At 31.8% G+C, this 384-nt stretch carries 1 pseudogene; it reads right to left on the reverse strand.

The annotated features are described in order from the left end of the window. Positions 1-21 precede the first annotated feature (21 nt). A pseudogene (tagG, locus tag ETC00_RS20310) lies at positions 22-384 on the reverse strand (teichoic acids export ABC transporter permease subunit TagG); the annotation flags it as partial.

Consider the following 384-nt stretch of genomic DNA (forward strand, 5'->3'; position numbering starts at 1 on the left):
GGGTTTCGTCATATAAATATATTACAAGAAGTCTGCAAATTGATCTCTATATTTCATGTGTAAGTACGCACCAATTGCAAAGAAAATGGCAACAATACCGAAATTGTATAACATTAATTTCCAATGATCCATGAAATACCATTCGTGATATAAAATTGCTGCACGGTATGATTCAGCAATAAAGTAAACTGGATTATATTTCATCATTTCATGAATTAAACCACTGATACCATGGTTCTGTGGTAGCCACAAAATTGGTGAAAAGTAAAATAATATTCTTAATATTGCTTGCATTAACATTTGTGTATCTCTAACTAACACACCGAGTGTTGATGTTAATAACGTCACCGAGGCAGTTAAGAAAAAACAAAACGGTACATATAT

The organism is Brevibacillus sp. MCWH (genome assembly GCF_013096935.1).
GTDB classification, from domain to species: domain Bacteria; phylum Bacillota; class Bacilli; order Brevibacillales; family Brevibacillaceae; genus Brevibacillus; species Brevibacillus aydinogluensis.